This window comes from Leptothrix toolikensis (SeqCode) (assembly GCF_057922285.1).
Window position 1 is genome coordinate 21,100 of sequence record NZ_JBYSVC010000027.1, and the last position, 9,727, is coordinate 30,826.

Consider the following 9,727-nt stretch of genomic DNA (forward strand, 5'->3'; position numbering starts at 1 on the left):
GCTCATAGATCCAAACCTCCATCAAAGACCGTCGAGCGCCAAGCCTCGGGCGCGGCAGACGCTGTGGTCACGGCCGTCGGCTCCATGGGTGTCGCCACCGCCCGGTGCAATTCCACCAAGTGCGCCAAGATCACATCGCGCAAACCCAACAACACCAAGGCCTTGCGCTGGGCCGCTTCGGTCTGACCATCGGCATTGAGTTGCAGCGCTTCTAAACCGACCCGGTGAACCTCTTCATGCACCGATTCGATGGCGTTGAACGCAGCCAGCTCGCTGTAGTGGCGCTGGCCCTCGCCGTAATACCACTGACCAAAACGGCAACGCTGGTGATTACAGACCTCTTGCGCCGACAAGCGCAGCGACATGCCCTGTGTGGCCGAGACAATCTGCTGCACCCAATGGATGTGATCTTGTTGCGCCATAAGCAGGGGAAAGTCATTGACGTTCCACGCCACATCCGCCCACAAGCGCCAACTGGGCTCGCCTTGATAGGCCGCGACCCAAGCGGGCACGGCCTCCGCAGACATCGGCCTCGCAATGACCGGCCCCTGACCACAACGACAGCCCAATCGCATCAGCAATAAACCTTGCTCAGGCGTTTCGATGCCATCGGCCACCACGCCTCGACCAAAGAGCCGCACCATCGTGATCAGCGCCTCGACCAAGGCCAAATCGGCGGGGTCGTCCACCATGCCATGGACAAAACTCGGGTCGATCTTGACGGTGTCGGCCGGCAAACGCTTGAGGTGCAACAGCGATGAGTTGGCCAAACCAAAGTCGTCCAACGCCACCTTGACCCCCAAGGCTTGATAGCGCGCCATGAGCGTGCCCAAGCGGTGCAAGTCGTCCAAAGCGCCGGACTCCAGCAGCTCAATCTCTAGCAAGGCCGGCGAAACCGTGGGATGCGCCTCTAAAGCCCGCTCTAAGCGCTCCCAAGTGGCCAACGCCGCAAAGGTTTCACTCGACATATTGAGACTGATCGGCCACGACCAACCCTGCGCCAGCCAACGTTCTTGCTGGCAAAGCACTTGCTCAATCACCCAATCGCTGATCTGTTCGTCCAAGGGGTGCTGACGCACCAAGGGCAGAAACTCCAAGGGCAAAAGCAGACCTTCTTGCGGATGCTGCCAGCGCAGCATGGCTTCCAGCCCCGTCATCACCCCACTGCCCAAATGCACCTTGGGCTGAAACAGCAGGCGTAACTCGCCGTCGCGCAGGCCTTGGGCCAAGCGCTCGATGCGCTGCTGACGCAACGGTGTGTCTTGATCGTCTTGGCCTTCAAAGAGCCGATATTGATTGCCCCCCAAGGCCTTGGCCTGATACATGGCTTGGTCGGCATGCCGCAACAAGGTGTCGGCGTCAAAGTTGTCTTCCGGGAAAACCACCACCCCGACACTGGCACTGAGCCGGTGCGCGGCGCGCTCCGTCAGGCAGGGCTCGGCTACGGAGGCGATCAGCCGAGAAAGGATCTGATCCAGCTCATCCATGGAGCCCAAGGCCCCGAGCAACAAGACGAACTCGTCTCCACCGAGGCGTCCCACCGAGTCGGTGGCACGCACCGCTTCTTTGAGCCGGTGGGCGATGCTGACCAACACCTCATCGCCCACATCGTGACCATGCTGGTCGTTGATGGCTTTGAAGCCGTCCAGATCGACAAAACACACCGCCAGCAAGCTGCCATCGCGCCGCGCCTGCGCCACGGCTTGTTCCAGTCGGTCGTTGATCAGCCAACGGTTGGGCAAGCCGGTCAGGGTGTCATGGCCCACTTGCCAGGCCATACGCTGCTGCAAGGCGACCCGCTCGGTGACATCGCGGAACACCACCACTCCACCTACCACCTTGCCAGCCCCGTCGTGAACGGGTGCCACTGTGCCCTCAATGACCCGCTCGACACGGCCGTGGCCCAGCAAGCGGCTGTGCTCGGCCAACTCGACCACTTTGGCGGTCTTGAGCGCCAGCGCCATCGGGTCGGTCACCGCCGCGCGGGTGTTGTGGCTCACCACCGGCATCACCAGCCTCAAGGGCTGGCCCAGCACCTCGTCGCGTGAGCGGCCCAGCAGCGCCTCAGCCACCGGGTTGATGAAGCAGACTTGGGCCTTGGCGTCGGTGGCGATCACCGCTTCGGCGATCGACGCCAAGGTGATCTCAAGCCGCTCTTTTTCTTGGTAAAGCTCCGACCTTGCACGGCGCAAGCGATGCAGCAACTGCTCGATCTGCTCAGCCATGGTGTTGAAGGCTTCGCTGGCTTGACGCACCTCCCGACACCCCACCACCTCAACCCGTGCGCCGGTCTGTCCGGCTTGAAGGGTCTGGGCTGCTTGTCCAAGCTGGCGCAAGCTGCGCAAGGAACTTCGCAGCAGCAAGATCAACAAAGCGCTGAGCACAAGAATCACGACGGCTGCCGCGCGGGCTTGCGCAGTGACGCGCCGCCACGCCAACTCGACCCAAGGTGCTGGATCGGTATACAGCACCAGCTCACCGTAGACGTGGTCTTGCCAAACGATGGGCCATGAGCGACTCAAGGGGGTAAGGTGAATCAGCCCCGAAAACCACCCCGGGGCCACAGCAGCGGCAAGGGCATCAGCGGCAGCAGGTTCAGGGGCAACATGGTCCATACCATGCTCAACGGGCTCGCCGTTGGCCCCCGGAAGTTGCCAGCGCACAGCAGCCATACCGCGCACTTGGACGATGGGCTGGACCAAGAGCGCCAAGGTGTCGCTCTTGGCCATGGCCACCTGCACTGCCATCGACTGCGCCAGCATGGCCCCCAGTCGATCCAGCAAATCACTTTGGGCCACCAAGGCCTGCTCGCGCTCCTCTTGCATGACTTGCCATGTGCGCAAGCCCCCAGCGCTGATGATGAGCAGCACCGTGGGCACCAGCAGCCGCCACAGCATCGCGCCGCCACCGGGCCACCACGCCGATGCACGCAGCCACCAAGCTTGTTTCATCGCGATGGCCGTGAGGAGGATAGGGGGCGGCTTATTCCCACTCAATGGTGGCAGGCGGCTTGCTCGACACGTCGTAGGTCACGCGGTTGATGCCGCGCACCTCGTTGATGATGCGGCTGGAGACCTTCTTGAGCAGGCTGTACGGCAGCTCGGCCCAGTCGGCGGTCATGAAGTCGCTGGTCTGCACGGCGCGCAGGGCCACGACGTAGTCGTAGGTCCGGCCGTCGCCCATCACGCCCACGCTCTTGACCGGCAGGAACACCGTGAACGCTTGGCTGGTCAAGTCGTACCAGCTCTTGCCCGTGGCCGGGTCGATGGTGGCGCGCAGCTCTTCGATAAAGATGTGATCGGCACGTTGCAGCAAGCTGGCAAAGTCAGCCCGCACTTCACCCAAGATACGCACACCCAAGCCCGGGCCGGGGAAGGGATGGCGATAGACCATCTCGTGCGGCAAGCCCAGCGCCACGCCGAGTTCGCGCACTTCGTCTTTGAAGAGTTCGCGCAAGGGCTCCAACAACTTCAGGCCCAGTTTTTCGGGCAAGCCACCGACGTTGTGGTGGCTCTTGATGGTGGCCTTCTTGCTGGCAGTGCCGCCCGACTCGACCACGTCCGGGTAGATCGTGCCTTGGGCCAGGAAGGTCGCCCCTTTGTGGCCTTGACCCGAAGCTTTGAGCTTGGCGGCTTCGGCCTTGAAGACCTCGACGAACTCGCGGCCGATGATCTTGCGCTTTTGTTCGGGGTCGGTGACGCCCTTCAAATGGCCCATGAACTGCTCGGCAGCTTGCACATGCACGACCTTGGCGTGCAAACTTTTCTCGGATTGGCCGGCAAACATCTCCATCACCATCGCGCCTTCGTTCAGGCGCAGCAGGCCGTGATCGACAAAGACACAGGTCAGCTGGTCGCCGATGGCGCGGTGAATCAACGCCGCAGCCACGCTCGAATCGACCCCGCCCGACAGGCCGAGGATCACTTCTTCGTCGCCCACTTGCTCGCGGATCTTGGCCACGGCCTCAGCGATGTAGTCGCCCATGATCCAGTCGCCACGGCAGCCGGCGATGTCGCGCACAAAGCGCGTCAGCATGGCGGCCCCCTGCACGGTGTGCGTCACCTCGGGGTGGAACTGCACCGCGTAGTAGCCCTTATCTTCATGCGCCATCCCGGCAATCGGGCAACTCGGCGTCGAGGCCATCAGCTTGAAGCCCGGCGGCAAGGTGGTGACCTTGTCGCCGTGGCTCATCCACACTTTGAGCATGCCGTGACCTTCGGGCGTGCTGAAGTCTTGGACGCCGTCGAGCAGCTGGGTGTGGCCGTGGGCACGGACTTCGGCGTAGCCGAATTCACGCTGATCGCTCCAGCTCACCGTGCCACCGAGCTGCACCGCCATGGTCTGCATGCCGTAGCAAATGCCCAGCACCGGCACGCCAGCGTCCCACACCGCTTGCGGCGCGCGCAGCTGGTGGTCCTCGTAGGTCGAGGCGTGGCTGCCGCTCAGGATGATGGCCTTGGGCGCGAACGACTTGATGAAGTCGTCAGACACGTCGTTCGGGTGGATCTCGCAGTAGACGTGCGCCTCGCGCACGCGCCGGGCGATCAGCTGGGTGACTTGCGAGCCGAAGTCGAGGATGAGGATCTTGTCGTGTTGCATGGCAGATTCTTCAGGCCGCCTTGGGGGCAGCAGCAGGATGACGGCGGAAATGGCGCGTAGCAACGATCATCGAGACCAGTTGCAACGCCGCGCAAAAGTAGAACGGTGCGCCCACGCGCCAGTCGTCACGGGGCAGATGCGAGACCGCACCCATCAGCGGCGCGCCCAACACCGGACCGATCACGGCCATCAAGCTGGTGAGCGAAGCCACCGCGCCCATGGTCTGACCCTGTTCTTTGGCGTTGGCCGCGTTGGAGACGATGCTTTGCATGGCCGCTGTGACCGTAAAGCCCAGCAAGTTAAGCGCAATCACGGCGTACATCACCCAGCCCGCCGGGGCCAAACCCCAGGCCAAGTAGCCGAGCGAGCTGGAGATCAGGCCGATCACCGCCATCTTGCGGGCTTCCCAGCGCTTGAGCAGCCGACCCAGCAAGTAGCCTTGGACGATGGCCGCCGCGATGCCGACAGCAAACATCGACCAGCCGTTCTCAACCGGCCCCCAGCCAAACTTGAAGGTGGTGTAGAGCACCCACGTGGTGTACATGACGAACTGCGCCAAGTTGCTGAGCGCCATCACCAGCACCAAGGAGCCCACGCCTTCCAGACGACCCAAGCGGCGCAGCGACAGCACCGGATTGGCCGAGGCCAACGTGATGGGGCGGCGGTGATCCAAGGGCAACGATTCGGGCAAGACGAAGTAGCCGTAGGCCAAGTTCAGCAAAGCCAGCACCCCGGCCACCACAAAGGGCAAGCGCAGATCAATAGCCCCCAGCAAGCCGCCGGCGACCGGGCCGATGATGAAACCGATCCCAAACATGGCCCCCAGCATGCCGAAACGCTTGGCGCGCTCAGCCGGGGTGGAAATATCAGCCACGTAGGCGTTGGCCACCGCCGCGTTGGCCTGCAAGGCTCCACCGACCATGCGCACCAAAATCAGCACCCAGAGCTGTTCCGCCCAAGCGGTGGCAAAGAAGTTGATCGCCAGACCACAAAAACCCAGCAACAACACCGGCCGGCGGCCGTAACGATCCGACAGCGCACCCAACAGCGGCGCACCAAAGAAATTGGCCAAGCTAAAGGCGAAGGCGATCACGCCGTACCACATCGCTTGCTCACTCGGATCGGGCGTGAAGCGACTCACGATCAGGGGCAACACGGGCACGATCAGGCCGATGGCGATCATGTCGATCAGCACCGTGATCATGATGAAACGCATCGCAGCAGTGCGCGGCGCGCGGGAAGGCTCAGCGGTGGAGGTGATCGGGGCAGGAGTCGTCATCGGAGCGCGCAAAAAGAGAGAAGAGGAAATGGAGACGCCCGGCCATGGGCCGGGCGCACCGGGGTTTCAGACCCCCGAAGGAGCCCGAAAGCCAGTTCACTCCATCCGATAGTTCGGTGCTTCTTTGGTGATCTGCACATCGTGGACATGGCTTTCGCGGATGCCCGCCGAGGTGATCTCGACAAATTCGGCCCGATCACGCATCTCTTCGATGGTGGCGCAACCGCAGTAGCCCATCGAAGCACGCAGCCCACCGGCCATCTGGAACAGGATCGCCACCACCGAGCCCTTGTAGGGCACGCGGCCTTCGATGCCTTCCGGCACCAGCTTGTCGGCGTTCGGGTTGGCGTCGTTGTCTTGGAAGTAACGATCCGCTGAACCCGCCTTCATGGCACCAATCGAGCCCATGCCGCGATAGCTCTTGTAGCTACGGCCTTGGAAGAGCACCACTTCGCCCGGAGCCTCTTCGGTCCCGGCGAACATGCCGCCCATCATGATGGTGCTGGCCCCAGCGGCAATCGCTTTGGCAATGTCGCCCGAGTAGCGCACGCCACCGTCAGCGATCAACGGCACGCCGGTGCCGCGCAACGCGGTGGCAACGTTGTCGATGGCGGTGATTTGGGGCACGCCCACACCGGCCACGATGCGCGTGGTGCAAATCGAGCCCGGGCCGATGCCGACCTTGACACCGTCAGCACCCGCTGCCACCAAGGCCAGCGCCGCAGCGCCAGTGGCGATGTTGCCGCCGATGACGTCGATCTGCGGGTAGTTCTGCTTGACCCAACGCACACGGTCGAGCACACCTTGGCTGTGGCCGTGGGCGGTATCGACGACGATGGCGTCCACACCGGCACGGGCCAGCAACTCAACCCGCTCTTCGGTGCCTTCACCCACACCCACCGCCGCACCGACGCGCAGCTTGCCTTGGGCGTCGCGTGCAGCGTTGGGGAAGTTGGTCTGTTTGGTGATGTCTTTGACCGTGAACAAGCCACGCAGCTCATTGGCCGCGTTGACCACCACCACACGCTCCAGCTTGTGGCGATGCATCAGCGCCTTGGCATCGGCCAACGAGGTGCCTTCCGGCACCGTGATGAGGCGATCACGCGTGGTCATGATCTCGCGCACCGGCGCATCGAGACGGGTCTCGAAACGCAGGTCACGGCCCGTGACAATGCCGACCACGCAGCCTGCGTCCACCACCGGAAAACCGGAGATGCCGTGATGGCGTGATAGCTCAATCACCTGACGCACCGGCATATCCGGGGCGATGGTGATCGGGTCCTTGAGCAGGCCGGATTCGTAGCGCTTGACGCGCGCCACTTCAGCCGCTTGCTGCTTGGGCGTGAGGTTCTTGTGAACCATACCGATGCCGCCCTCTTGGGCGATCGCAATCGCCAAGCGGGCTTCGGTCACGGTGTCCATCGCAGCGGACACCAGTGGCAGGTTAAGAGTGATGTTGCGTGACAAACGGGTGGATAACACCGTGTCGCGCGGCAAAATCTGTGAATAGGCGGGGACCAGCAGAACGTCGTCGAAGGTCAGCGCTTTACCAAGAAGGCGCATGAATAATGCTCCGGGCGCAAAATGCGATTATAAGCGAGCAACCATGCTCACCGCACCAAGCGCAGGTTCAGCATTTTCCAATGCAAGCAACAAGCCCCATGAACCCACCCCAAGCACGATGCCCTTAAGCTCAACCCCGTCTCCTTGCCTCTATCACGGGTGCTGCCATGTCCAAGCCTGATTCGACGCGCTATACCCCCACCGCCATCGCCCTGCATTGGGTGCTGGCCTTGGCGCTGGGCGGGATCTTTATCGTCGGCGTCTACATGGCCGATCTGCCGTTCTCACCGCAACGCCTCAAGCTCTACAACTGGCACAAATGGGCGGGGGTGACGATCCTGTTGCTGTCCCTCCTGCGCCTCGCTTGGCGGCTCAGCCACCGGCCACCGGCCTTACCGGCCACCATCCAAAGCGCGATGCCCGCTTGGCAACTGGCCGGCTATCACGGTGTGCATCACCTGATGTATGTGTTGTTCTTTGCGGTGCCGCTGCTGGGCTGGGCCTACAGCTCGGCCGCAGGTTTTCCCATCGTATGGTTGGGCATCTTGCCGCTGCCGGACTGGGTGGCCCCCGACAAAGCCTTGGCTGAAGTCCTCAAGGTTTTGCACAAGCTGGGTGCTCTGGCCTTGGGCGGCTTGGTGGTGATGCACGTCGGGGCCGCACTCAAGCATCACTTCATCGACCGTGACGGCCTGCTGAGCCGGATGCGCTTTTAAGCTTTTGAGAGATTTGGGTTATGCATAACTTGGTCATGCGATCTTTTCCCCGAACCGTCTTGGTCTTGGGCCTTGCGCTGACGCTTTCCAGCGTGGTTCACGCCCAAGCCAGCGCGGGCGGCGTCAAACTTGATCTCGCCAAAAGCGAGGTGATCTTCGTCAGCAAGCAGATGGGCGTGCCGGTCGAGGGTCACTTTCGCAAGTTCGACGCTCAAATCAACTTTGACCCGAAGAAGCCGGTCATGGGCAAGATCAGCCTGAACATCGACACAGCCAGCGCCACCTTGGGTACGCCTGAGGCCGATGGCGAGATGCCCAAAAAAACATGGTTCAACGCCTCCGCCTTCCCGCAGGCCACGTTTCAGTCCCATGCCATCAAAGCCACAGGCCCCGGTCGGTATGACATCGGTGGCAAGCTGAGCATCAAGGGCAGCAGCCAAGACGTGGTGGTTCCCGTGATCCTGAACCAAAGTGGCTCAGGATCGAGTTTGATCACCACGGCCACCGGCAGCTTCACGATCAAGCGACTTGACTTCCGAATTGGCGACGGCGAATGGGCCGATACCTCGATGGTAGCCAACGAGGTACACGTCAAGTTCAAGCTCAGCCTGAGCGGTATGACGCCGCTTTAATGGACCCTTTCTCACCCCTTTCACCCCGTTCCCTCCCTGTAACGCTCTGAGAATCCCCATGAAAAAGACCTTGCTCGCCACCCTCGCTACCGCTGCCACTTTGATCGGTGGCGCGGCTCAAGCCGAATCCGCCAGCTACACCATTGAGCCGAACCACACGTATGTGACCTTCGAGATCGGCCACTTCGGCACCTCGACCAACCGGGGCCGTTTCGACAAGAAGGAAGGCTCCGTGCAACTCGACCGCGCCGCCAAAAAGGGCAAGGTCGAAGTGACTTTTGAAGTGGGCTCGATCAACACCGGCTCGGCTCAGTTCGACAAGCATCTGCGTAGCGAAGAAATCCTCAAAGCCGAAGCCTTCCCCAAGGCCACCTTCATCGGCGACAAGTTCAGCTTCAACGACGACAAAGTGACGGAAGTTAGCGGTCAACTCACCCTCTTGGGCAAGACCAACCCGGTCACGCTCAAGGCCAGCAACTTCAACTGCTATCAACACCCGATGATGAAGCGTGAAGTCTGCGGCGGCGATTTCCGCGCCACCATCAAGCGCAGCCAATGGGGCGTGGATTACGGTATGGCCTATGGTTTCTCCGACACCATGGATCTGGTGATCCAAGTCGAAGCCGTGCATCAATAAACCCCATCTTTCTAGCTGCCCAAGCCCCGCCAAGTCGGCGGGGCTTTTTTCTGAAGCGCAGCAACACCTCATGAAACAACGACTCACGATCCTCACCATGGCCGTCAGCCTGGCAGGCTGTGCCAGCGTCGGTGAAACACCCGCAGCCCGTTCAAGCATGCTTTCACCCGAGACCTTGGGAGCGGCGCAAGAGGCGGCCATGGCGACAAGCACGCCTTGGCCCGAGGCTCGCTGGTGGCAGAGCTACGGCGACAGCGAACTGAATCGCTTGGTCGAACAAGCCTTGGCGCAGCAACCCAGC

The 9,727-nt window shown here is 62.0% G+C and carries 7 protein-coding genes and 1 pseudogene; 4 read left to right on the plus strand and 4 right to left on the minus strand.

Annotation, left to right across the window (positions count from 1 at the left end):
- Positions 1–2: 2 nt before the first annotated feature.
- From AC3VI7_RS06040 to guaB, 4 genes are all read right to left on the minus strand, one after another.
- On the minus strand, positions 3–2,951 hold the full coding sequence (locus tag AC3VI7_RS06040; RefSeq protein ID WP_489669068.1) for an EAL domain-containing protein: 2,949 nt from the start codon (positions 2,949–2,951) through the stop codon (positions 3–5).
- Positions 2,952–2,982: 31 nt separating this feature from the next.
- Positions 2,983–4,599, minus strand: coding sequence for a glutamine-hydrolyzing GMP synthase (gene guaA, locus AC3VI7_RS06045; RefSeq protein WP_489671250.1), 1,617 nt, complete (start codon positions 4,597–4,599; stop codon positions 2,983–2,985).
- Positions 4,600–4,609: 10 nt separating this feature from the next.
- Entirely contained in the window at positions 4,610–5,878 is a 1,269-nt protein-coding gene (locus tag AC3VI7_RS06050) for an MFS transporter (RefSeq protein ID WP_489669826.1), read from the minus strand.
- Between the two features lie 96 nt (positions 5,879–5,974).
- Positions 5,975–7,441 carry an IMP dehydrogenase gene (gene guaB, locus AC3VI7_RS06055; RefSeq protein ID WP_489669827.1) on the minus strand — a complete coding sequence of 489 codons (1,467 nt, stop codon included), beginning with the start codon at positions 7,439–7,441 and terminating at the stop codon, positions 5,975–5,977.
- 167 nt (positions 7,442–7,608) lie between these two features.
- On the opposite strand from guaB, the gene AC3VI7_RS06060 reads away from it, so the two are divergent.
- The 4 genes and pseudogenes from AC3VI7_RS06060 to AC3VI7_RS06075 form a co-directional block, all read left to right on the plus strand.
- Positions 7,609–8,157, plus strand: coding sequence for a cytochrome b (locus tag AC3VI7_RS06060; protein ID WP_489669828.1), 549 nt, complete (start codon positions 7,609–7,611; stop codon positions 8,155–8,157).
- A 35-nt stretch (positions 8,158–8,192) separates the two neighbouring features.
- Positions 8,193–8,789 carry a YceI family protein gene (locus AC3VI7_RS06065; protein ID WP_489669829.1) on the plus strand — a complete coding sequence of 199 codons (597 nt, stop codon included), beginning with the start codon at positions 8,193–8,195 and terminating at the stop codon, positions 8,787–8,789.
- 58 nt (positions 8,790–8,847) lie between these two features.
- Positions 8,848–9,426, plus strand: a complete 579-nt coding sequence (locus AC3VI7_RS06070; protein ID WP_489671249.1) for a YceI family protein — start codon at positions 8,848–8,850, stop codon at positions 9,424–9,426.
- Positions 9,427–9,496: 70 nt separating this feature from the next.
- Positions 9,497–9,727, plus strand: a pseudogene (locus AC3VI7_RS06075) (efflux transporter outer membrane subunit); the annotation flags it as partial.

Excerpts from the sequence above, each read along its gene's own strand:
- AC3VI7_RS06040 (WP_489669068.1), bottom strand. The coding sequence starts at position 2,951 with ATGAAACAAGCTTGGTGGCTGCGTGCATCGGCGTGGTGGCCCGGTGGC.
- guaA (WP_489671250.1), bottom strand. The coding sequence starts at position 4,599 with ATGCAACACGACAAGATCCTCATCCTCGACTTCGGCTCGCAAGTCACC.
- AC3VI7_RS06050 (WP_489669826.1), bottom strand. The coding sequence starts at position 5,878 with ATGACGACTCCTGCCCCGATCACCTCCACCGCTGAGCCTTCCCGCGCG.
- guaB (WP_489669827.1), bottom strand. The coding sequence starts at position 7,441 with ATGCGCCTTCTTGGTAAAGCGCTGACCTTCGACGACGTTCTGCTGGTC.
- AC3VI7_RS06060 (WP_489669828.1), top strand. The coding sequence starts at position 7,609 with ATGTCCAAGCCTGATTCGACGCGCTATACCCCCACCGCCATCGCCCTG.
- AC3VI7_RS06065 (WP_489669829.1), top strand. The coding sequence starts at position 8,193 with ATGCGATCTTTTCCCCGAACCGTCTTGGTCTTGGGCCTTGCGCTGACG.
- AC3VI7_RS06070 (WP_489671249.1), top strand. The coding sequence starts at position 8,848 with ATGAAAAAGACCTTGCTCGCCACCCTCGCTACCGCTGCCACTTTGATC.